Origin of the sequence: Williamsia muralis, from assembly GCF_002735905.1 — a bacterium.
Classification (GTDB): Bacteria; Actinomycetota; Actinomycetes; order Mycobacteriales; family Mycobacteriaceae; genus Williamsia; species Williamsia muralis_A.
The window spans coordinates 635,906-657,917 of the sequence record NZ_PEBD01000004.1; the positions used below are offsets into that span (position 1 = coordinate 635,906).

25 protein-coding genes are annotated in these 22,012 nt (G+C 64.7%); 21 read left to right on the top strand and 4 right to left on the bottom strand.

The window, feature by feature from the left end; translation table 11 throughout:
- Positions 1-86: 86 nt before the first annotated feature.
- The gene (locus CSW57_RS03665; protein ID WP_223249014.1) at positions 87-866 is read left to right on the top strand and encodes an SDR family oxidoreductase; all 780 of its coding nucleotides are present in this window, start codon (positions 87-89) and stop codon (positions 864-866) included.
- Positions 867-895: 29 nt separating this feature from the next.
- Here the strand turns inward: CSW57_RS03665 and CSW57_RS03670 are convergent, their stop codons facing one another.
- From CSW57_RS03670 to CSW57_RS03680, 3 genes are all read right to left on the bottom strand, one after another.
- Positions 896-1,675, bottom strand: coding sequence for an alpha/beta fold hydrolase (locus CSW57_RS03670; protein ID WP_099381482.1), 780 nt, complete (start codon positions 1,673-1,675; stop codon positions 896-898).
- 61 nt (positions 1,676-1,736) lie between these two features.
- The gene (locus CSW57_RS03675) at positions 1,737-2,285 is read right to left on the bottom strand and encodes a molybdenum cofactor biosysynthesis protein (RefSeq protein ID WP_099381483.1); all 549 of its coding nucleotides are present in this window, start codon (positions 2,283-2,285) and stop codon (positions 1,737-1,739) included.
- Positions 2,286-2,467: 182 nt separating this feature from the next.
- Positions 2,468-3,085: a TetR family transcriptional regulator gene (locus CSW57_RS03680; RefSeq protein ID WP_099381484.1), complete on the bottom strand. Its 618-nt coding sequence runs from the start codon at positions 3,083-3,085 to the stop codon at positions 2,468-2,470.
- Between the two features lie 112 nt (positions 3,086-3,197).
- On the opposite strand from CSW57_RS03680, the gene CSW57_RS03685 reads away from it, so the two are divergent.
- The gene (locus tag CSW57_RS03685) at positions 3,198-4,691 is read left to right on the top strand and encodes an MDR family MFS transporter (RefSeq protein ID WP_099382018.1); all 1,494 of its coding nucleotides are present in this window, start codon (positions 3,198-3,200) and stop codon (positions 4,689-4,691) included.
- 120 nt (positions 4,692-4,811) lie between these two features.
- On the opposite strand, the gene CSW57_RS03690 is transcribed toward CSW57_RS03685, so the two are convergent.
- Positions 4,812-6,005 carry an alpha/beta fold hydrolase gene (locus CSW57_RS03690; protein WP_099381485.1) on the bottom strand — a complete coding sequence of 398 codons (1,194 nt, stop codon included), beginning with the start codon at positions 6,003-6,005 and terminating at the stop codon, positions 4,812-4,814.
- A 497-nt stretch (positions 6,006-6,502) separates the two neighbouring features.
- Here CSW57_RS03690 and CSW57_RS03695 point away from each other — a divergent pair, with 497 nt between their 5' ends.
- The 19 genes from CSW57_RS03695 to CSW57_RS03780 all read left to right on the top strand — a co-directional run bounded on the left by CSW57_RS03695 (position 6,503) and on the right by CSW57_RS03780 (position 22,011).
- Positions 6,503-7,243 (top strand): class I SAM-dependent methyltransferase, encoded by a 741-nt coding sequence (locus tag CSW57_RS03695; RefSeq protein ID WP_099381486.1) that lies wholly within the window; start codon positions 6,503-6,505, stop codon positions 7,241-7,243.
- Positions 7,240-8,334 (top strand): phosphotransferase, encoded by a 1,095-nt coding sequence (locus CSW57_RS03700; protein WP_099381487.1) that lies wholly within the window; start codon positions 7,240-7,242, stop codon positions 8,332-8,334. Before CSW57_RS03695 ends, CSW57_RS03700 begins: the two co-directional genes overlap by 4 nt.
- The gene (locus CSW57_RS03705; RefSeq protein ID WP_099381488.1) at positions 8,331-9,326 is read left to right on the top strand and encodes a T3SS effector HopA1 family protein; all 996 of its coding nucleotides are present in this window, start codon (positions 8,331-8,333) and stop codon (positions 9,324-9,326) included. Before CSW57_RS03700 ends, CSW57_RS03705 begins: the two co-directional genes overlap by 4 nt.
- A gap of 111 nt (positions 9,327-9,437) precedes the next feature.
- The gene (locus tag CSW57_RS24230) at positions 9,438-9,641 is read left to right on the top strand and encodes a hypothetical protein (protein ID WP_133248684.1); all 204 of its coding nucleotides are present in this window, start codon (positions 9,438-9,440) and stop codon (positions 9,639-9,641) included.
- Between the two features lie 79 nt (positions 9,642-9,720).
- Complete coding sequence (locus CSW57_RS03710) at positions 9,721-9,927, top strand: hypothetical protein (protein ID WP_023955406.1); 207 nt, start codon at positions 9,721-9,723, stop codon at positions 9,925-9,927.
- A 207-nt stretch (positions 9,928-10,134) separates the two neighbouring features.
- The gene (locus tag CSW57_RS03715) at positions 10,135-11,292 is read left to right on the top strand and encodes an insulinase family protein (RefSeq protein WP_189339121.1); all 1,158 of its coding nucleotides are present in this window, start codon (positions 10,135-10,137) and stop codon (positions 11,290-11,292) included.
- Positions 11,289-12,419, top strand: coding sequence for an insulinase family protein (locus CSW57_RS03720; protein WP_099381490.1), 1,131 nt, complete (start codon positions 11,289-11,291; stop codon positions 12,417-12,419). The genes CSW57_RS03715 and CSW57_RS03720 overlap by 4 nt, the downstream gene beginning before the upstream one ends.
- Complete coding sequence (locus CSW57_RS03725; protein ID WP_099381491.1) at positions 12,416-13,441, top strand: LLM class flavin-dependent oxidoreductase; 1,026 nt, start codon at positions 12,416-12,418, stop codon at positions 13,439-13,441. Before CSW57_RS03720 ends, CSW57_RS03725 begins: the two co-directional genes overlap by 4 nt.
- A complete protein-coding gene (locus tag CSW57_RS03730; protein ID WP_062795441.1) occupies positions 13,441-14,052 on the top strand; it encodes a flavoprotein in 612 nt (203 codons plus the stop codon). Before CSW57_RS03725 ends, CSW57_RS03730 begins: the two co-directional genes overlap by 1 nt.
- Positions 14,053-14,093: 41 nt before the next feature.
- On the top strand, positions 14,094-15,041 hold the full coding sequence (locus CSW57_RS03735) for a hypothetical protein (protein WP_143696465.1): 948 nt from the start codon (positions 14,094-14,096) through the stop codon (positions 15,039-15,041).
- Positions 15,038-15,955 carry an ABC transporter ATP-binding protein gene (locus CSW57_RS03740; RefSeq protein ID WP_223249015.1) on the top strand — a complete coding sequence of 306 codons (918 nt, stop codon included), beginning with the start codon at positions 15,038-15,040 and terminating at the stop codon, positions 15,953-15,955. Before CSW57_RS03735 ends, CSW57_RS03740 begins: the two co-directional genes overlap by 4 nt.
- A complete protein-coding gene (locus CSW57_RS03745) occupies positions 15,952-16,806 on the top strand; it encodes an ABC transporter permease (RefSeq protein WP_099381493.1) in 855 nt (284 codons plus the stop codon). Before CSW57_RS03740 ends, CSW57_RS03745 begins: the two co-directional genes overlap by 4 nt.
- A gap of 67 nt (positions 16,807-16,873) precedes the next feature.
- Positions 16,874-17,125, top strand: a complete 252-nt coding sequence (locus CSW57_RS03750) for a hypothetical protein (RefSeq protein WP_099381494.1) — start codon at positions 16,874-16,876, stop codon at positions 17,123-17,125.
- Between the two features lie 120 nt (positions 17,126-17,245).
- Positions 17,246-17,608: a TraR/DksA family transcriptional regulator gene (locus tag CSW57_RS03755; RefSeq protein WP_023955389.1), complete on the top strand. Its 363-nt coding sequence runs from the start codon at positions 17,246-17,248 to the stop codon at positions 17,606-17,608.
- 73 nt (positions 17,609-17,681) lie between these two features.
- On the top strand, positions 17,682-18,032 hold the full coding sequence (locus CSW57_RS03760; RefSeq protein WP_099381495.1) for a nitroreductase/quinone reductase family protein: 351 nt from the start codon (positions 17,682-17,684) through the stop codon (positions 18,030-18,032).
- 88 nt (positions 18,033-18,120) lie between these two features.
- The gene (locus CSW57_RS03765; protein ID WP_099381496.1) at positions 18,121-18,669 is read left to right on the top strand and encodes a DoxX family protein; all 549 of its coding nucleotides are present in this window, start codon (positions 18,121-18,123) and stop codon (positions 18,667-18,669) included.
- 145 nt (positions 18,670-18,814) lie between these two features.
- Positions 18,815-19,621: an alpha/beta fold hydrolase gene (locus CSW57_RS03770; protein ID WP_099382020.1), complete on the top strand. Its 807-nt coding sequence runs from the start codon at positions 18,815-18,817 to the stop codon at positions 19,619-19,621.
- On the top strand, positions 19,621-20,850 hold the full coding sequence (locus CSW57_RS03775) for a PP2C family protein-serine/threonine phosphatase (protein WP_099381497.1): 1,230 nt from the start codon (positions 19,621-19,623) through the stop codon (positions 20,848-20,850). Before CSW57_RS03770 ends, CSW57_RS03775 begins: the two co-directional genes overlap by 1 nt.
- Before the next feature lie 42 nt (positions 20,851-20,892).
- Positions 20,893-22,011 carry an XdhC family protein gene (locus tag CSW57_RS03780; RefSeq protein ID WP_099382021.1) on the top strand — a complete coding sequence of 373 codons (1,119 nt, stop codon included), beginning with the start codon at positions 20,893-20,895 and terminating at the stop codon, positions 22,009-22,011.
- The last annotated feature ends 1 nt before the right edge of the window (position 22,012 follow it).

The window sequence follows — 22,012 nt, forward strand, 5'->3', positions numbered from 1 at the left end:
ACTGGCAGTCCTACCCTGAGCTGATGCCGACACCGGGGCGCTAGAAGCGGCACGTGGAGCGCGCCCTGATGATAGAACCTGAAGATATGACTGAAGTGACTCAGGGTATGAGCCGCAACCTATTTGATGTCGCAGGCAAGACTGCGCTGGTCACCGGCGGTACCAGCGGCATAGGGGCGATGATCGCCCACGGATTGCACGAACACGGCGCACGCGTCGTCATCGCAGGACGAAAGCAACCGGCTCTCGATGCGGCCGAGGCCGGCGGCTTGATGGCGATCCAGGCCGATCTGTCGACGCCAGAAGGCTGTCGTCAACTGGCAGAGAAGGTCGCCGACCGGGTGGGCGATCTGGACATCCTGGTGAACAACGCCGGCGCCACGTGGGGTGCCCCGCTGGACGAGTTCCCCGACTCGGCATGGTCCCGCGTCCTGGATCTGAATGTTCGGGCGCCGTTTGTCCTGACGCAGGCCCTGCTCCCGATGCTGGAGCGAACGGCCACCGCAGACGATCCTTCGCGGGTCGTCATGATCGGCAGCATCGACGGAATTCGCGTGCCGCGCACAGCTTCCTATTCCTACTCGGCGAGCAAGGCCGCCATACATCAGCTGACGCGCCACCTCGCCCGCGATCTCAGCGAGCGTCACGTGACCGTCAACGCCATCGCTCCCGGGCCATTCGAATCGCGAATGATGGCGCCCATCCTCAAAGACCTTCGCGCCGAGATCGAGGCCGCGGCGCCGTTGGGACGGATCGGCCGCCCCGATGACATGGTCGGCGCCGTCGTCTACCTGGTGAGCCGGGCGGGCTCCTATCTCACCGGCACCGTGATTCCGGTGGACGGCGGAATCGCGACAACGCTGTAGCGCACCTCCTGTGAACAGAACCTGACGATTCAGTTCAAACGGGCCGCACCGGTGGTGCCGATGATGGTGTCGGCCACCAGAGCCGGGTCGTCGATCATCGGAACGTGACCGACGCCGGTCAGCACCGTGAACGTGGCCTGCGGAATGCGATCCCGCGCGATGGCGCCGTTGACGTCGACAGGGAAGATCCGGTCGTGCTGCCCCCATGCGACGGTGATCGGGCACGGCAGGGGGTCGAGCGGTTCGAGGTGCTCGCGGGTACCGAGGAGGTCGACGGTCACCGCGCACCCCAGAAGGTCATCTGCCGCAGTGAGAGCCGCGGCAGGTGCGAGTCGATCCGCGCGCCAGGCGATGTCGCGCATGGCAATTCGCCGCACGGCTGCGAGTTTCAGTGCCAGTGGGGCGATGGGCCTGCTGACCTTTGTCAAAGCGACCTCACGACGTAGCCGCGCAACCGCGTGATCCTGGCTTGCGCTCCCGATCGACCACAATCCGGCCGGAGACAGCGCACAAACGCTTGCAGCGCGACCACGGCGTGCCAATTCGATGGACATCCAGCCGCCCATCGAGTTGCCTGCCAGATGTGGTCGGTCGAGACCGAGGTCGTCGAGGATGCGCTCGGCGTCGTCGACCATGTCGCCGATGGTGACCGGCCGTCTGGCCGGCGCGGGCGCACCACCTCGATGACCGAGTGCGGTGGGCGCATGTACTCGGTGAGCGTGCGACAACAGTGGGATCACGTCGGCCCACGCCGATCCGGACATCGTCACGCCGTGGAGAAGGACCAGGTCGGGTTTGCTCTCGGTCATGCGCGAAGTCTGGCACGTCTCCGGTGATGTGCGGGGCCGCACCGTCCAGATGGCAGCGCACTCAAGTCGGTTGCGCCCGGCGCACCTGTTCGGCGGCCCGGGAAGGTTCCAGTTCCGTGTTGCATCGAATGATGGCGGGGCCCGTGGTGAGCATCCCGGAGGTCAGCGGCTGCGCACGCAACCCGCCCCGGCCGATGAGCGCCTTTCTGGTCCCGTCGCCGGCCATCGAATCCATCCAGCTGCACGGATGTGCGGGCCGGCCGCCACGGAACCGAACCGGGCCGTCACCGGAGTCGATCTCGAACTCCTCGGCGCGCAACGGATCGAGTTCGAGTCCGCGCACCATCACGTTGCGCCGGGCCACAGCGGGATCGACACCACCGGCCGCGGCCTCCCACGCCTCGAGCGCCAGAAAGGTCACCGCAGCTTCGGTATGGGCACGAACACCGAAAAAGCGGTCGCCGCGAATTCCCTTGTCGGCCACGATCTCGACGGAGCCGGGTGTCTGGGTGGCAACGTGGGCCGCCGGTCCGTCTTTCGCCCGGCCGAAGTATGCGTGGGCGGGAGAGATGAGGAACGACACCACGTCGAAGCGGTATTCGTAGAGCATGGGACCACCGTGGCATATGCGGCATCCCTTCGTTCGAGGGGCGCCGCGTCAACCCGCCGGCGTCAGTTCGGGACCAACCCGGCGAAGACTTACCCAGACACACATTGTCCGAGTCAAGAGTTCGTGTGCTCGTGCGATCGAGGGCGAACGAACAGGCGGGAATAGGTGAGGCGGACAGGCCCTCAGAGCCGGCGCAAACGAGCGCACACCTGGCGGTAGATGGTCAGCAGGTCAGCATCGGGCAGGCTCGGAGCGCACGAGTTCACCCACTCGTCGAAGGCGCATTGCAACGCCAATTGCGCGATCTCGAGGATCATCCGGACGTGGGAGCGACGCCCGGGCGTCCCGTCGTCGTCGATCAGGGTGAGCAGGTGATGCGACGAATCCGCGCACCGACCCATGGCCGCTTTGCTCAACGACGGATTGGCCGACACCAGCTTCTGGATCCGCAGGATCGTGGTGGCCAACTCGCCCTGCTCTTCGCGAATGCTCGCGATGACCCCGGTGAGAGCGCGCTCGACGTCCGCGAGTTCAAATCGGCCGGGCTCGGCGCCCGAGACGCAGGCGCGCAAGGCCTCGTCGAATCCGTACATGTCGAACAGGACCGAGTCCTCTTTGGTGGCGAAGTACCGGAAGAAGGTGCGTGCGGACACACCCGCGGAGGCCGCGATCTCGTCAACCGTGGTCAATTCGAAACCCTGCTGCTCGAACAGGTCCAGCGCGGCCTGCTGAATCTGCAGGCGTGTCTCGGTGCGACGCCGCGTACGCAGATCGGGCACCGCGAGCGGCTGGGCTGTCATGGTGCGGAGCTTAGCTGTCAAATGGTTTTTCGTCACGCGCTGCCAATGTGGCAGTGACTGACAGTTGATATATGCTGCACGGGTTGTGAAGGACTAGTGGGGGATGAAACCTATGACCGAAAACGTGGCCACGGGCGCCGAGGCGCCACGCAAGGATGGCGGAAGTCCGTCGGGCAGTGTGCTGTTGATCAGCCTCCTGCTCGTGGCGACTTTCGTGGTGATCCTGAACGAGACGATCCTCAGCGTTGCACTACCGACCCTGATGGTGGATCTGGACATCAGCGCGCCCACAGCGCAGTGGTTGACCAGTGGCTTCTTGCTGACCATGGCGATCCTGATCCCGACCACCGGGTTCATCCTGCAGCGGTTCGCGCTCAGGTCTGTCTACATCGCGGCGATGGCCGCGTTCACCGTGGGAACCCTGGTTGCTGCGTTGGCGCCCGGTTTCGAGCTGTTGATGGTCGCCCGCGTCATCCAGGCCTCGGGCACCGCGCTCATGATCCCGCTGCTGATGACCACGATCCTGACCGTCGTACCCGAGCACTCCCGCGGGCGGGTGATGGGCTTGGTGACCATCGTCATCTCGGTGGCACCGGCGATCGGGCCCACCGTGTCCGGTTTGATCCTCCAGTCGCTGAGCTGGCGGGCGATGTTCTGGATCGTCCTGCCGATCGCCGTCGTGGTCACCATCATGGGCGGGATCTTCGTCCGCAATGTCACCGAACCGCGGGCCGCTCACCTCGACGTGATCTCTGTTCCGTTGTCCGCCCTCGGATTCGGTGGAATCGTCTACGGACTCAGCAGCATTGGTGAGTCGGCGTCCGGGCATGCACCGGTGCCACCGTGGCTGCCGCTGACCATCGGCGTGGTGTCGCTGGCACTGTTTGTCGCCCGCCAGCTCAAGCTCGTCCAGAAGGGCCGCGCGCTGCTCGATCTGCGCACCTTCGCGGTCGGCTCGTTCCGTCTGGCCGTGGGCCTGATGGGCGGATTCATGTTGACGTTGTTCGGCGCGCTGATCCTGTTGCCGCTGTACCTGCAGAACGTGCTCGACAAAGACGTCCTGACAACCGGTTTGGTGTTGCTGCCCGGTGGTCTGGTCATGGGTCTGCTCGGACCTCTGGTGGGTGGTCTCTACGACAAGTGGGGTGCCCGGCCACTGGTGCTCCCTGGCGCGATCGCGATGAGCGCGGGTACGTGGCTGCTGGCCACCCTCGACTCCGAATCGGAGCTGTACACCGTCATCATCGCGCACGTGATCCTGAGCGCGGGAATCGCTTTCGGTCTCACCCCGTTGATGACATCGGCACTGGGATCGCTTCCACCGGAGCTGTATTCGCACGGCAGCGCGACCGTGAGCACCGTTCAACAGGTCGCCGGAGCCGCGGGTACCGCCTTGTTCATCACCCTGATGACGCGGGGAACGCAGTCGTCCTTCGACGACGGCAGCAATGCGGTCGTCGCGAACGCCGACGGTATCCACCTCGCGTTCCTCGTCGGCGGGATCATGTCGGTGGTCCTCGTCCTCGCGGCGACGATGGTCCGATCAGCGAAACGACCGGCGACAGCCGAGGCCGACGTCAAGCCGGAGCATGCTGCCGCCGAGTAGATCGGCCGGCATCACCCGCAAAGAACCTCCGACATCTGTCTCATCCTCCGGTTGCAACCGGAGGATGAAGCAGGAGTCGGAGGTTTTTGCGTCAAAGGTTCTTCTGCGTCAGGCACTGCCTCACGGCGAGCTGACTGCGCCCGCGACGTCCATGTTCCGCGTGATCGTCACCGATGTGTCCGCACGCTCGTCCATCCGGTCGAGGAACGGTGCCACCTTGGTGTCGATGGCAGCGTTGTAGATCCCCGGCTGCTGCTTGGGATTCGCGTGTCCGGTCCCGGCCATCCGCACCACGAGTAGTCGGGCGTCGGTGCCGGCGATGTCGTCGAGCAGCACCTGCTGGCTGTAGTCGACGTCGACCACCGGGTCGTCTGCGCCGAATGCCGGACGCATGAAGATGATCGCCGGGGGAGTGCGGTCACCCGACTCGGTGGTGAGGGTCTGCAGATCATTCTGTGCACCCGAGGCGACAATTGCCTTGAATTGGGATTCGATCAACCCGTTGCTGGCCGTATCGTCGGACAACAATTTCTTGCGGAGCACTTCTTTCACCACGCCGGTGAGCTCTCCGACATCCACCAGCGGATGTCCACTGGACGGGCGGAAGAGGTATCGATCTCTGCGCGCGGCGGTCTCCACCAGCAGGCGCAGAGCTCGGCTCTCGCGGGCACCCGGAACCCACCCCATCCAGCGCAGCATGTCTTCGCCTGCGTCGCGGCTCTCCGCACGCACGGCGTGGAGATCGATCGGTGTGCAGTCGAGTATCACGGCCCGGACGTCGAGGTCCCCGTCCTCGTACAGGTGCTCGGCGACTTCCAGCGCGATGATGCCGCCCATGCTGTGGCCCGCGACGACGACCCTGCTGACACCGGCCCGACGGGCGTGCTGAGTGACCAGCCGGCTGATGACGGCCGTGTCCAGACCGGCGTTGTCGTACTGCACCGCCCACACCTGGCCGATGCCCGTGAATGCCGGCAGCGACCGCGTCGTATCGCTGGCGTCGACATTTCCCAGTCCGACCAGGTCGACCACTGCGGTACCGCCGTCGAGCGGGTTCTGAGCGTCGTAGATGTGATGGAGACGAGGATGGGTCATCGCCAGACGTTGGCGCTCGGGCTGCACATCCAGCGCGTAGTAATGGGCACACAGGATCGACAGCGCGATGAGCAAGAGCCCCGCACGCAAAGCTCCGCGCCGCAGACGGCCGAACCGTCGCCAATTGCTGCCGAGCCGGGTCGATCGAAGGCGAGCCACGCGTCGAGCATCGCTCCAGTCGGTGACTGGATTAATGGAATGACGCTCGACATTAATCATTTGCAACCAGTCTACGTGGCCACAGCCGGCGTCCGGCCCGAGCGACGAGCCGTCGGTGCGGCCGCAGCCTCCGTCGGGGCCCGCGGTTGTGGATGTCAACGGGCCGCGGACGCGCGGGCGGCAGGGCCCGTCGGAACCGGGGCGCGGGCGCCGACGAGCCTCGGGATTAGAAAAAGCAAAAAAGCAATTCGGTGCGTCAATTCGGGATGAACTGAATCCACATAATCGCAAAGAATACTTCGCATTCATTCGAAGTCATAAAGAATATGTGAGACGCCGGTCCGGTTGCTGCCGCTCGCGGTAAAGCTCTCGTGGATGCAATATGAACAACTCCTGAATAGGCCCGTGTGGGCGTTATCTACGTTGAAGCCCGGGTAGTTCATCAATAACGTGGGTCGCGGCGAGAACGAAGCAAGGCCTTGGTTGAACCGGCACTTCCGTCACGAGTCACCGCAGAGTGCAACCGCCAACAATCGGTGTGAGAGAGGGTTTTTCGCATGTCTGGAGAAGATCTCTATCCCGCCCGGATCGCGCAGATCTACGATCTGCTGTACCCGGACTTTTTCAACGACACCGCAACATTCTGTGAGTTCGTCAGGTCGCGAGCCAAGGGCACCCGCGTTCTCGAATTCGGAGTGGGCACGGGCCGGATCGCAATGCCGTTGGCAGAAAAGGGCTTTGAGGTGACCGGCATCGATGTCTCCAGTGAAATGCTGGCGAAGTTGAAGGAGAAAGACGTCGATGGGCGGGTCAAGGTGGTGGAGCAAGACTTCATCACCGAGAGGGTCGAAGGAACATTCGATGCCGTCCTGCTCATGATCAACACCCTGTTCGTCGCGAAGACCCTGGACGAGCAGATCGCCGTATTCGGCAATGCCGCAAACAATCTCACCGACGACGGGTTCTTCCTGGTGGAGACCTTCAATCCCAACCACTACCATGGTCTTCGGCAACCGGACGTGCAGATGCGCCAGCTCGACGCCTCCACCACCCAGCTGGAGCAGTACGTGGCCGAGCCGAGCCGGCAGTTGCTGATCGCCCAGAACCTCGTCTTCCGAGATGGCGAACAGTTCAATTACACACACGTCCTCAGATACCTGTTCCCCTACGAGATGGACGCCGTCGCCCGCAACGCGGGTCTGACGTTGGCCGAGCGCTGGGCCGACTGGGGCAGTACACCTTTCGGCCCCGACAGCCCACGCTGCCTGTCGCTGTACCGCAAAGACGTGCCGTCATGACAAAACCCGTGTTCCGGCGGCAAGAGAAGCAACTCCTCTCATCGATCGCGCACGTGATCCCGCAGTTGGGCCGAGATGTCGATGAGATCACTGAGGTCAAACCCCTGCTCGGCCGCAACATCAGCGGCCAGATCACCTTCGAGGGCTCGCACACCGTGTTCATCAAACGCATGACCGGACTGGGCGCGGCGGACCGGTACATCCGAAGTGTGTCGTTCCACGATGCGATCGACGTGTCCGATGCGCCCGCACACACGGCGACGCCCGCGCTTCTCGCTCGCGACAACGACAGTCACACGGTGGTGTACGAGTTCATCGACAACGGGGTCAGTGCGGGTCAACTGCTCCGAGACGACGACATCGACTCCGCAACCCTCGAGCGCGTCGGCCGATGCGTCGCGGGACTGCATTGTCTGCCGGTGCGCGATGCCTCGGTGACCGACCACAGCACACCGTTCTTCCCACCACACGGACCGAACGCCATCTCCACCCAGATGTACTACGGGTCCACCATGGGCCAGCTCGACATGTGGCGAATAATCCAGTCCGATTCAGGTCTACGGGCAGCGCTCGACCAGCTCGCGACCACACCGACGCCGAAGGTGCCCATCCACGGAGATCTGCGCGGAGACCAGATACTGCTGGCCGGCGAGACCAACTGGATCCTCGACTGGGAGGATTTTCGGCTCCAGGACGGTGCCCGCGACGTCGGCGCTCTGATGGGGGAGGTGTTCTACCATCGGATGCGAAAGAGCTTGGCCTCGTTTGCAGGTGGTGACGAAGAATCGGTCACCGACACCGAGATCATCGAGCGGGGTACGGCTGCACTGGCCGAGGCGACGCCGGGTGCCCGTGCGGTATGGGACGCGTACCGCGCGGTCCGGGCCGACGCGGCCGCCCCGGAGTTCGTTGCTCGAAGTGTTCAGTACTTCGGCTGGCAACTGTTCGATCGGGCGCTTGCGGCCGGAACGTACTTCGGTCGGTTGTCTGCACTCGATCGGGCGCTGGCAGGCATCGGCCGCGAGGCCATTCTCGGCGGCGGCGACTACGCCGAGGCCCTCGGCATGACCGAGGGGAGGGTCGCGGCGTGACCACAGTGCAACGACATGAGCAACCTGCCGCCGACACCTCACACGTCGAACTCGATCAGGCGGTCCGGTGGTTGATCGCGCGGACAAGCGCGTTGACCGTTGCTGATTCCGGCTCTTGCGAGGTTACTTTCGACGGAACCGAACTCAGTGCCGAGTCCCCGGCCGAGCTGCAGCGCGATCTCGGCGGGCACCTCTACCGCAACCTGCATGCCGGCATGTCCGCAGGCGCCGGTGACAGCGAGTTCATCCCGGCGCTTCTCGAAGATCCCGAACTCGAGTTGCGGTTGTACGAGGCAACGCCGGTCAAACATCGTGCTTCCACGATGACCCTCGTCGAACGTGCTCCCGGCGACTCCGGAGTTGTGTTGTCGATCAACGGTGTTCGGGTGTTCTTCGAATCGAACACCATCCTTTCAGAGGGCGAGCACACCGTTGTGGCCGCGGTGCCCTCGGTGGAGAGTCGACTGTCGTTGGGGTTCATGTTCTACACCTCCACAGCGGGTGCCGGGCACACGTCCCGTCTGCTCCGCCTGTACCGCCACCTCGGGGACGCCGAAGAAGCCGTCGAGGTGTGGGGATCGTTCACCAGATGGATCGAGGAGCGACGCCTGCCGTTGCGTGTCAAGATCGTGTCGCGGCGCTCGGGGTTCCCGCGCAACGACGGCATGGTGGTGTACCTGCCGTCCGAGAGCTGGCACGCGGTCGACGAGATCGCGGACCATCTCCGCAGCGACCGGCCGCACGCCCCGGGCTCACTGTTCTGCCGTCAGGTGACCAACGGCGTATCCATGGCGTGGGAGCCTGCCGACATCTCGACCCCACGCGGTGGGACGAGCTTCGGAGAACACCGCAGCAACACCATTGCCAAAGCGATCGTGGCCGAGGGTCTGACCGCCGCACCTGATCTCGCCAAAGCTGTTCGACGGCAGCTCATCACGGCCAACATCGACCCTGCCGCGGTGTACCGAAATCTCGACTCTCCGGCGCATTAGACGTGGCGCACTGGAAGAGTCGGCGACCCAGAGACTTGGCCGCACGGCCAGGCGAGGGGCATCTGCCCCTCGACATCAGGAAATGACCGAACGAACGAAAGGAAGGACATCATGTCAGAGGCAGTTACGAAGTCCCTGGTGGCTGGATACCGCAGCTACGCGGCAGCACCGGAATTGACCGAGATGAGTGAAGCAGCTCCGTCCGCGACGCCCGGCATTCTGAGCTTCATCGGCACCTCGTCGACCGCGTGTGGAACCGCGGTGAGCGTCATCAGCTCCGGCGGAGTCGGGGCAACCATCACCTGGGGTTGCTGACCGCTCCACCACGCTCGACACGCCTGACCCTCTCGATCCGAGAATCAAAGATCAGACCATCCACTCTCGAAGGAGCATCATGACCAATTCCCAGTCACTCATCTCCGGATACGCCAACTACGTCCGCAGCGAAGAGCTCGCTCACGTCAACGCGGAATCAGCACCCGGCATCAGCCCGGTCTCGGCGTTCGTGTCGGCCTCCAGCCCCGAATGCGCTGCCTTCTCGGTCGGTGCCAGCGCCGGTGTTGTCACCAGCACCAGCATCACCGTCGGCGCAGGTTGCTGAGGTAGCACTCCAGGCCTGCCACGGAGACGCGCGTCGCCGTCTCCGTGGTGGCGCCGGGTGATCGGGTTGCGCCGAACACAGTCCAGTCGAGCACACGAAGGGACGGCAGAAGCGTTGAACAGCAGTGGAGTCCAGACCATGCCGAGACATGATGTGTTCACGATGACCAGCAGGAGTCGAGGTCGGTGTCACATCACTGTCAGCCGAGTGCAGTCCGCGCGCACGATGGGACTGAGTGTGGTGATCCCGGTAGGGACCGCCTATGAGCGGCCCGGAGAGGCCGGCTTCGCCCATCTGAGTGAGCATCTGATGCATCAGTACGCTCGGGATCAATGGGGAGAGACAGCCGAAGACCAGATAGTCCGTGTCGGCGGCATCTCCAACGCACAAACCTACCCGATTCACACCGAATACAGCTTTGCCATCCCGGCGCCGGTCGAAGCCGAGATCCCGGACTGGATCGACCGGGCGATCGCACGGGTTGCACCACCGCGCATCACATCGGTCGACATCGAATGCGAGGGCCGAATCATCCGGCAGGAGGTGGCACGCCGGATGTCGACCTCGCCGACAGCGGGGTTTCCCTGGATCGACGCACTGGGAGCGTTGTCGACCGACTTCCGGCTGCGCCACAACGGGTTCTCGGATCTTGCCGACATCGAAGCGGCCACGCCGGAGGCAATCGAGAACTTCCTGAATCGCACGTACCGGTCAGCGCCGGTGGCCGTGGGTGTTGCCGGGCCGTGGAGTCCCGATCTGGTGCTGGATCTCCTTGATTGCGAAGAGGGTGAACCGACAACAGCCGTAACGGACGCCTACACCGCGGCTTTCGGCGACTTGATCGATGGTCCGCACCATCGGCAGAGTTCTGTCGCCACCCAGATTCCCATGTTCTCGTCGGTTCGATACGTAGCCGACGCACACGGGGCCACCCCGGAATCGACACAAGCGCATTCCATGATCGCGGTCGAATGGGCCAACGCGGTTTCGCCCGGAACGCACTGGCAAGTCGGACTGTTCGGTGCCACGATGGGGCCAGACCATTGCGTTCTCATCGGAAGTCGATCTCACGGCGCGGACATCGCGGTGCCACAGTGGGCCGATGTGCCCTCGGACCGCCGCTCCGAGCTGTTTGTGCACGCACAGCAGCGCGCGCTGGACAACATCGACAAGGAACTGTCGAGCACGGCGACCCACGCCGCGATGCTGGCTCGAGACAGCGCATTCGGCGTACAGACGTGGGCACGCCGCTGCGCTGTCGCACAGACAACACCTGAAGATATCGATCAGTACCTCCGGCGTGCTCACGCGGCTCCCGCCGGGACATTGAGTTCGACAGCACCGGCAGGGATGGGGCGATCATGACGGGTCTGCTGACCGACGACGTACTGGTGCGGGGCAGCACCGACCTGATGTACGTATCGCTCGTGGCGACGCCGGCGGTGGAATGGGGTGCGCGCTCGCGTCTGGCACGTACCCTCACCGAGGGGCTACACCGGGCGGGCATCGTGTCGGGGCGCGCCCACGCCGGGTCCGAAGGGATCTTTGTCACCGCGACGTGGCGATCGGATCCCCGCGCTGTCGACGACCTGGTGGCCAGACTCCAGAGTTGGCGAAATGCGTTTGCAGACACCATGATCGCACCCACATCTCCGCCGACGTCGTCGGCCGAACTGATCACCGCACTGACCTTCGACACCGACGATGAGACCGACCCCACCGACGGTGAATTGACGTCCATCCTGACCACGCTGTCCTTCGACGTGGTTGTCGGGGGCGGCGACTGCGAATCCGCGCTCCGCTCAGCCCGTGACCGAATCTGCGACGTGGCCAACACCGCAGTCCAGAACGGCGTAAAGCCGAAGTGGGAATCCGCGCGCCGAACAGTTCGGCGGCCGGACGTACCGGCACGGCGTTGGGCCCAGGTGCCGGTCAGGTCATCGTGGGTGCGGTGGTATCGGTTCATCGACCCACCGACAGACACGGGGGAGCGATTCGCGCGGAGTCTGGTGAATGTGGCCTTCGGGGGCGTGTACGGCTCACACCTCGTCGATTGTGTTCGGCGACAGCGCGGTTTGAGCTACAGCCCTCAGTCCACGTTGTTGCAGCGCGACGGACAGCATCTGCTGGTCGTTGATGTCCAAACCACGCCGGGCGATGAAGATGCCTGCGACGATGCCATCCGAACCGCTCTCGACCAGTTCGCGCATCGAAAGCTCACGCGGCCCAGCATGGTGGACGCGGCGCGCTATCTCATCGGTCGCACCATCGTCGACCGTGATTCCTTGCAGTCGGCGGTGGACGAACGCGCGGCGATATACGAGGGTTCTCTGGATTCGGCGCTGGACACCACCGGGTCGCCAGAGGATCTGGTCGCTCGCGCCGGCGTCGACACACTGACCCGCACGGTTGAAACCATGTACGAGCCAGACGGGTTCGGTGCTGTGGTGCTCTCACCTGACCGCTCCATTGGAAAGTGGGTTGAATTGTGAACTCGAACATCGGAATCATGTATCCGGAGATGCCTGTTGCCATCGGTCCGGTGGTGCCTTATGCGGAGGCGGCCCGCAGAGGCGGCCATCGTCTGTGGTTCGGTCACTCGTCGACAGTCGATTCCCATCTCACGATGGCCGCGCTGGCCGGCCGGGGATATTCGCTCCAATTCGGCAGTGCCGTGGCGCTTTATCCCCTGTTCCAGCCTCACGGATTTGCTGTCCAATCCCAGTCGGTTGGGCGGCTGACCGGCCAAACCTACGTGGCCGGGATCGGCCCCGGAAGTGCGCAGTTGCAGCAGAGCCTCTATGGCGCGCCGATGAAGGCGCCGGTCGGTTCGGCGCGGAAGTTCCTCGATCAGGTGAAAGAGATCATTCCCGGACCTCTGCAGACGGGCCCGGCCGACGGACCGGAGCGAGTTGACAAGATGTTCGGCTCCGTCGAAACCGGATTAGGGGTTCTTCGTCCGAGCATGGCCCGGTGTGCGGGTCGGGCCGCGGAATGGGCGATCACCTGGCTCACCCCAGCCGGATACCTTGAGGATGTCCTGATCCCCGAGATCCGGGAGAGCGCAGCACAACACGACCGACCCGCACCTCGCGTCGCCGCTGTGGTCCACATGGCCATCCGCCGTCCGGGACGAGATCCGCAGAAGCTCGCGCATGCCGCTGTCGGAGCTCACCTGAGCGCGCCGCACTACACTGACATGCTCCGACAGGGTGGTGTCGCCGTCGATCAATCCGATCCGTGGGCGGGCGCCGGTGAACTGGTCTCGTCCGGGACCTACCTGTACGGGTCTGCTGACGAACTCGTCGACTCGGTCGCCGACCTGCACCGGCGTGGCGTGCACGAGGTTGTCCTGAACGTCTTCGGTGTCGCCAAACTCCATGGAGCCGGCCAGGCGGTCGAGGATCTCGAGGAGATCCTGGCCGCGCTCCACGCCAAATCATCTGCGCGCCTGACGATCCCCGAGCACGCGATCCCGCGGATGTCCGCCCGAACCACCGGGGTGGTTGCCTGATGGATGGCGCGGACCCACAGTCGTACCGCATCGACGGGCTCGCCGAACGCCGGATCGTGGTGATGGCTACGGGAGCCCTCGGCTCGGCCTTCCTGCACTCGTGGTTGGGATGGTTGCGCTCGACATCCCCGTCCACGCAGGTCCGAGTGGTCCTCACCCCAGCCTCCCTGCAGTTCGTCGGGCTGGGCACCATCCGAGGGTTTGGGTACGAACCGGTGATCGACAGCTGGCAGGACAACGAGCACCGGCCGATTCACGTGGATCTCACACAGTGGGCGCAGGGGTATCTCGTTCACCCGGCCACCATGAACTTCGTGTCCAGGCTCTCTGCCGGACTCTGTGATTCGCCGGCGATGCTGGCCATTCAGGGTAGTACCGCCCCGGTGGTGGTGGCCGCCTCGGCGCCACCGGGTTTCACCCAGACACCGGTATGGCATCGGCACCGCCAAGCCCTGGAGGACCGTCCCAACGTCGAGTTGCTGGCGCCGATGAAGGGCTTCAGCGTGAGCGATCCGGATCTGGAAGGCCTGCCGCCGGTGCTGTTTCCGATTGCGGCGCAGGCGTTGTCGTCCGCACTGGCCGATCAATCCCAGCTGGAGAGCTCGGAATGAACGGCACAGGGACGGACAGTGCCGAACTGGACACTGCTGACTTGAACACCGCTGAATTGAACACTGCCACCACGGTCTGGGAGTTCGACACCGCGGCCTGGTACCAGCGGCTCATGCACACCGGCTCGTCGTTCGGGCTGACCCGCCGCTATCGGCAACAGTGTGAGGCCGAGCGCCAATCAGGCCAGACCGTGGCCCCGTCTGTCGGACGAGTCGCGTTCGTTCGCGGGGTACGGGTGGATGACAGCGAGTTCCGGTTCGACCTGGCAGTCGGCGACCAACTCGCCAACCAGCTGTGGCCTGTGGTGAGCCCGACGTTCCTGACCGACAACGGGTTGCAGAGTATGGCCGACCTCGGGCGACTCGTGGCTCGCCTGCACGGCAGCGGTCCGCCTCCGCCCGGGGATCTCGGTAGTCCGCACGTGCGACGACTGCGTTCTTACTTGTCGGCCGCCAATTCCCCGATGGACGTGTCGGCAGTGCACGCAGCGCTACCAGAGGAGACGCTGGGCGCGCTCCGGTCGATCGCCCGGACGATCACCGATGGGCCGCACCTGACCTGCCACGGCGGTTTCAGCCTGGGGTCGGTGTTCACCGACGACGATCACAAGACCGTGCAGGTCGCGATCGGGCCGGAGATGTGCAGTGGGCCTCCTGAACTCGATCTGGGCTGGATGATCGGTGAACTGACCGAGTTCGAATACACCGCCGCGAACTCGGGTAAGTCGCTCGGTGCCGTGCACTCGGCGCCGTTCGGACGAGCAGCGCAGGCCCTGCTCGACGGCTACTCGGCTGAATCCGGTCGAGAAGTCGATCAACGCCGCCTGGACGATGTGGTTGCTGCTCGCATCGCACTCCACATGTTCGACTTCGTGCGGACCACCGGCCGTACGGACCACCTTGCGGGCCTTGCCCCGTTTGTGACGTGGTTGACCCGACGACAACACATGCGCGACAACACCGAACCCGACGATGGGACACGATCATGACAAGCCAGACGTCCATGAACGTCCTCGATTCGAGTCGAACCGGATCGACGAGCGTTCGCGTAGACGGACTCACCATGCGTTATGGCACAACCGATGTGCTGAAAGACGTGGGTTTCGAGATCCCTTCCGGCCAGAAGGTCGCCGTACTGGGCCCCAACGGTGCCGGCAAGAGCACGCTGATCGAGATCCTCGAGGGTCTGCGAAAGCCGTCCGGGGGCAACGTATCCGTGCTCGGTCACCGCCCCGACGATGCGCCCGAGCAGTGGCGGTCGCGCCTCGGCGTGGTGCTGCAGGCGTGGCGGGACCACGGGACGTGGAAGATCGGTGACTTCCTGCGGTACATCAGTGCGGCCCATCGGGCAGCGGGTGTAGCGAATCTCTGGCCGGTGGACGAGTTGCTCGGAGCAGTCGAACTGGGCGACCGCGCGAATCAGCAGATTCGATCCCTCTCAGGAGGCCAACGTCGTCGGGTGGACGTTGCAGCCGCATTGATCAGCCGGCCGGAACTACTCTTTCTCGACGAGCCGACAACAGGTTTCGATCCGGAGATCCGGCAGTCGTTCTACGAACTCGTCCGAAGCCTGGCGCACTCCACGACGATCATCTGGGCCACACACAATCTGTACGAGGCCGAAGAGATGTGCGAGCGCATCATCATCCTGAATCACGGTCGGGTGGTGGCCGACGGGAGTCCGACCGAACTGCGCGCCACGCTGGCCTCGACCAGCACCGTGTCGTGGATGTCAGAGCAGGGTCCACGGCGTCGTGTGGTCGCGGACTCCGATTCGCTGGTGCGCGAACTGGTCACGGGTCCTGAGCGCGCCTGGAGTCTCGAGGTTCAGCGCGGCACCCTCGAGCAGGTGTATCTCTCGATCGTGCGCGAGAACAACACAGCCGAGGAGGTCCGGCCATGACAACAATCACTTCGCGAGCGGGCGCCCGCAGCCTCGGTGTGGTGAAGTTCGGGGCGTTGCAGGCCAAGGTGGAACTGCTCATCCGCTTCACCCGGCCGAGTGCGCTGGGTCACCTGATCGTTCCGATCGCTTTGGTCCTGATCTTCACCAACGTGGACGTCAGCGATGTCCTGGGTGGGCAAGGCGCCGTCGGGATGCTCGCCGGGATCGCGGTCGCGTCGCTGTTCGTCGGCGGATTCGTCGGGATCTGCGGGGAGCTGGTCTCCGAACAGGACGACGGAACCATGCTCAGGGTCCGGACGCTGCCCTATGGGCTCGCAGGGCATCTGATCGGAAAGACGTTGAGTCTGTTGGTGACCGGTGTGGTGACCGCGTTGCTGATCCTCATCCCAGCCCACATCTTCGTTGCACCGATCCTGCCCGGGACGTTCGCGGGATGGGTCGCGTTGGCCGGTGTCGCGGCGTTGACGTTGTTCGCGACCGTGCCCATCGGCGCTGTCGCCGGAAGCCTGGTGAAGTCGCCGCTGGCGATCTTCCCGATCTCGTTGGTGGCGTACGCCCTGATGTCGGTGTCGGGCATCTTCTTCTCCATCGGGGACCTCCCGGATTGGCTGACGGTTCCCATCAAGTTCTTCCCGGTCTACTGGCTGGGATTGTTGTCACGGGTGACGCTGGTCCCCGGTACCACGTTCGACGGTGTCGGACAGGTGGGGCTGGCGATCGGGGTACCCGTGGCGTGGGCGGTGCTGGGGCTTGTCCTGGCGCCGCGGGCGTTGCGGGTGATGACCCGCCGCCAGTCAGGTGCTCGCCTGGAAGCCCTCGCGCAGCGTCGTGCCGCGCGGGGTTACTGACCTCCGAGCACCGGTTTGTAGTTCTGGCGTGCAAATCGCATGTCGGGGAACCGAAAGGAGAAACACGATGTCGTTCAAGGACTTGATCGTCGGTGACCATCGCAACCCCCGAGAAGAGATTGTCGCGATCTTCGGCGAACATCAAAGCGCCGGCGACCCACAAGCGATCGCTCGCGCGACCACATGGGCGCAGGGTGTGCTGAACACCGCTGGGATCCCCGCCGACAAGCAGGTCGAGGCGATCGCTGAAATCCGCAGGGCCGAGCCACGTCTGGGTCTCAAGTCGGCGACCCACCTGGCGTCGCTGCTCAAGAAGTAGGGCCCGCAAGGCGAGACGTCCGGCCCTGTACCGACGGCGCAGGGCCGGACGTTTGTGTGGATGCTCGTCGCGACCGGGCAATATGCACCCGGTGTCAGTGCAGATCCGTACCATCGCAGGATGAATCACGATCTCGATCGCAAGGCACTGGTCGACGAACGCGCGGCGACGCTGGCTCTGATCGAGACCATGTCGGCACGGCTGCGGTCGGTGGTGGAGGCCGGCGCCGACGCGAGTTCGGACGACGAACACGATCCGGAAGGTTCCACCCTCGCATTCGAACGCGGACAACTGGTTGCGCAGGTGGCCCGCTCGAAGGCGCGCCTGACGGAGATCGATGCCGCGATGGCGCGGCTCGGACTCGGAACCTACGGCATCTGTGAACAGTGCGGGAACGAGATCGGCGAAGCCCGGCTCGAAGCCCTCCCCGCAGCCCGACTGTGCATCACCTGCGCATCGCGGTCCCAATCGAGGCAGTGGTGAATCAGGGCCGTCGCGGGTCGGTGTGATTACGGTGAGATCGGACGACATCGACCGATCGAGAAGAGGTACGGACGTGAACACATTTCAGAAGGTCGCCGGCGCGGTCAACAAAGTTGTCGTTGCGGCGATGAAGGCGCCGGGGGTCGACAAAATCGCCGGCGGATCGATGCTGACGCTCACCTACACGGGCCGCAAGTCGGGAAAGACCTTCAGTCTGCCGGTGAGCTACAAGCAGCGGGGTGACGAGTTGCTCATCGGCGTTGCGCTCCCCGACAAGAAGAACTGGTGGCGGAACTTCTCCGGCGAGGGCGGGCCTGTGACGGTGACGCTTCACGGCGCGGAACGAACCGGACATGCGGTCAGTCGGCGTAACGATCGCGGCCAGGTCTCGGTGAAGGTGACGCTCGACGAGAAAAGCGCCTGAACGACGTCGCCCCCGGATGCCGGGGGTGGTCACGCCTTGCCCTAAACGGACCGGAGTATCGTTTTCGGTGTCGTTAGGAGACAAAACCATGGCATCTGCACAAAAACGGTCCACCTTGGACATCGGTCTGTTGGCACTGCGAGTCGGCGTGGGCGGCACCTTGTTCGCCCACGGCACCCAGAAACTCTTCGGCTGGTTCGGCGGCCACGGCCTCGACGCCACCGCCGGTGCGTTCGACGGGATGGGGTTCAAACCGGGGAAGCCCTCCGCCACCGTCGCGGGTATCAGCGAAGCCGGGGGAGCGCTCATCGCAATCGGCGCAGCCACCCCGGTGGCGGCCGCCGGTGCTGTCGGCGCGATGATCGGCGCTGCCGCAGTGCACAAGCCGGCCGGCTTCTTCGCAACCGCAGGCGGCTACGAATACCCGGCCACGCTGGGCCTTGCCGCCGCCGCGCTGGCTCTCACCGGCCCTGGCAAGTACTCCGTCGACGCGGCTCTCGGGCATCGGCTCAACACCAGCCGAGTGGCCGTCGGCGCCCTGGCGGCTGCGGGCGCGGGAGCGGGATATGTCGTGGCGCGACGTCAGAAGGCCGTCGCACAGGCGTCCGCTGCAGCGGAGTCCACCGAAACCGCGTAGTCGCGCCCGGTGGTCCCCGGGTCGCCTCGGTGTCGTCGGCGTCGGGTCTCGACGTCGACGACGCGGCCGGCGCCCGGCGGTGCGCGGCTACGTTTTCGGCACTTGCGTCACCACGATCGGGGTGTCGAATGAGAAGATGTGGGACGTGGATGCGCGTGCCAAGAACAATGTGAAGATCGTCGGGCGGGATGGTGGCCCGACGATCATGCTGGCCCACGGTTTCGGATGTGACCAGAATCTGTGGCGGCTGGTCACCGAGCGACTGATCGCGGACTACCGCGTTGTGCTCTTCGACCATGTGGGAGCCGGTGCCTCGGATCCCTCGGCGTGGGACGCCGAGCGCTATTCCACCCTCGATGCCTACGCCGAGGACGTTCTGACCCTGATCGAGGATCTCGACCTGCGAGATGTCGTGTTCGTCGGTCACTCGGTCGCCTCGATGATCGGTGTCCTCGCCGTCGCCGCCGACCCGAGCAGGTTCGCCAAACTCGTGCTGCTCACTCCTTCGCCGCGGTACGTGGACGACGAGTCCGACGGCTACCGGGGCGGCTTCACCCGAGCCGACATCGACGAACTGCTCGAGTCGCTCGAGGCCAACTACCTGGGGTGGTCGCAGACCATGGCCCCGAACATCATGGGCAATCCCGACCGACCCCAGCTCGGCGGCGAATTGACCGAGAGTTTCTGCCGCACCGATCCTGCCAAGGCGCTGGTGTTCGCGCGCACCACCTTCCTGTCCGACAATCGTGAGGACCTCGCGAGGGTGAGGATCCCGACCCTCGTCATCGAGTGCGCCAGGGACTCGCTGGCACCGCGCCACGTCGGCGCCTATGTTCACGAACGCATCGAGGGCAGTGAACTGGTGACACTCGACGCGAGCGGGCATTGTCCTCAACTCAGTGCGCCAGAGGCCACCACGGAGGCAATCACCGCCTTTGCCGGCCGCCGCTGATGCAGCGGAATCCGGGCGAGATCCGGCAACTGAGCGACCGTTCCGACGAGCACGCGGACATCCTCGAAGAGAACCTCGAGGACCTTTACGAGAACGCACCCTGCGGTTACCTGTCGACCTGGCCCGACGGTCGCATCGCTCGGATCAACGCCACGCTCGCGTCGTGGCTCGGATTCGAACGAGACGCGCTGCTGGACGAGCCGTTCACCGATCTGCTCACCGCAGGCGGTCGGATCCACTACGAAACCCACTTCGCACCCTTGCTGCAGCTCGAAGGCGAACTCAGCGGAATCACTGTGGATCTTGTTGCCGCACAGGGGGAACGACTTCCTGTCTTCGTCACCGCCAATGTCAAGACCGACGACACTGGGTCGGTGGTGCTGGTCCGCATCACCCTTCAGGATGCGCGCGACCGCAGAACGTACGAGAAACAGCTACTCGAAGAACGGCGGATGGCAGAGCACGAACGGGCGCGTGTGCAGGTACTCGCTTCGACCCTGCAACGCTCGCTACTGCCACCATCGCTCACCCCGCCTGCGGGTATGGATGCGGCGGCCTACTACCACCCCGCATCCACCGACGACGTCGGCGGCGACTTCTACGACCTGTTCGCGCTGTCCGACCACAAGTGGGGGTTCTTCCTCGGGGACGTGTGCGGCAAGGGGGCAACCGCGGCGGCGGTCACCTCGCTGACCCGGTACACGTTGCGGTCCGCCGCCGTGTTCGACGACGACCCCGTTGCCGTGCTGCACAACCTCGACGCGGTTCTGCACTCGAACTACCACGGCGATGAACCACGTTTCTGCACAGTTGTTTTCGGCGTTCTCACTCGTCGCGACGACGGATTCGACGTCCACCTCGCCAGTGGCGGGCACCCTCCGGCGCTGCTGCTCACCGCCGATGGGGAGGCGGAGTACATCAGCACCGAGGGTGGCCAGTTCGTCGGCATCCTCCGCGATCCCAAGTTCGTCTCCAAGCGGGTGCACCTGTCGGCCGGCGACACCCTCGTGCTCTACACGGACGGGTTGACCGAAGCCCGAATCGGGCCTGGCCCAGAGAGATACGACGATGACGGTGCGCTGATCGAGTTCGCGGCAGCGCACACACCGACCACCGCCGAACAGATCGTCGATGATCTGCGGGAACTGCTGGCCGGCTTCGGAACCGGTTTGGAAGACGACACCGCGGTCATGGCGCTGGGCGTGGCACGAGAGAACACGTCGATCTGATCTGTGGAATTGTCCACGAGCTCGGCGCAAACGAAGGTGAACATGCAGGATGTGCTGACTGATCTGATGAAGATCTGGCGTTCAGGCGGGACGGCCGGTGTGGGAACCGTTGTGCGGACCTTTCATTCGGCCCCGCGACCGCCAGGTGCCTCGATGGTGGTCGCATCGGACGGAACGGTGAGCGGTTCGGTGTCGGGTGGTTGTGTGGAAGGCGCCGTCTACGAACTCGCTATCGACTCCACGCGAACCGGCATTCCCGTGCTGCAGCGTTACGGAGTCTCCGACGACGACGCGTTTGCGGTCGGCCTGACGTGCGGCGGCGTGATCGACATCTTCGCCGAAGCCATCTCACAACAAACGTTTCCCGAACTCGGCGACGTCGCCGACCACATCGAGAACCATCGACCCGTGGCAGTCGCGAGCGTGATCGACCACACCGACACCGACGAAGTGGGCCGCCGACTGATCATCACCCCGGGTAAGGTCAGCGGCACACTGGGATCGGACCGGATGGACAGCGCCGTCGTCGACGACGCCCGCGGGCTGCTTGCTGCCGGACGCAGTGAGGTCCTCACCTATGGCCCAGACGGCCAGCGCCGCGGCGACGGTATGTCGGTGTTCGTCTCCAGCTACGCGCCGCGGCCGAGGATGCTGGTGTTCGGCGCCATCGACTTCGCTGCGGCCGTCGCCGAGCAGGGTTCGTTTCTCGGGTATCGCGTCACCGTCTGCGACGCGCGGTCGGTGTTCGCGACGTCCGCACGCTTCCCGACTGCGGACGAGGTGATCGTCGACTGGCCGCACCGGTATCTCGCCGCGCAGGTGGAGGCCGATGCACTCGATGCGCGCAGCGTCATCTGCGTTCTCACCCACGACCCGAAGTTCGACGTGCCGCTACTCGAAGTCGCCTTGCGCATACCGGATGTCGGGTACATCGGTGCCATGGGGTCGCGCCGCACCCACGACGATCGGGTCGAGCGCTTGCGGGCCGCCGGACTCACCGACGACGAACTGAGTCGGCTCGCCAGCCCCATCGGTCTCGATCTGGGAGCCCGCACCCCGGAAGAGACGGCGGTCTCGATCGCCGCCGAGATCATCGCGCGCCGCTGGGGCGGAGCGGGCCGGCCGCTGTCGCAGACCGACGGCCGTATCCACCACGAGTGAG